Here is a 502-nt window from a genome sequence, read left to right as displayed (position 1 = left end):
CTGTACTACGTCGTGCTGGCGATCTTCATCCTCGGCTACGCCCTGATCTGGCGCACCGTGCATTCGCCCTTCGGCCAGGCGCTCAAGGCCATCCGCGAAAACGAGCCGCGCATGATCTCGCTGGGCTACGACACCGACCGCTTCAAGCTGCTCGCCTTCGTGATCTCGGCCACGCTCTCGGGCCTGGCCGGCGCGACCAAGGCGCTGGTGTTCGTCTCGGCGACGCTGTCGGACGCCACCTGGCAGATGTCGGGCATGGTGATCCTGATGACGCTGATCGGCGGCATGGGCACGCTCACCGGCCCGGTGCTGGGGGCCGTCATCGTGGTGGCGCTGGAGAACAAGGTCGGCGAGTTCGGGCGCTTTTTGATGCAGCAGACCGGCATCGAGTGGTTCCGCATCCTGGGCGAATCGGTGACCATCGTCATCGGTTTGATCTTCATCGTCTGCGTGATGGCCTTCCGCCGCGGCATCGTCGGCGAATGGCTGCACTGGCGCGCCA

The 502-nt window shown here is 65.3% G+C and carries 1 protein-coding gene; it reads left to right on the top strand.

Annotated elements, in window-relative coordinates; genetic code table 11:
• Window positions 1–502: branched-chain amino acid ABC transporter permease (locus OOZ48_RS18440; protein WP_269500275.1), on the top strand; the 502-nt coding region annotated here is incomplete at both ends.

Source organism: Castellaniella sp. S9, assembly GCF_027257175.1.
Lineage (GTDB): Bacteria > Pseudomonadota > Gammaproteobacteria > Burkholderiales > Burkholderiaceae_B > Castellaniella.
This window is presented reverse-complemented; position numbering and strand designations above follow the sequence as displayed.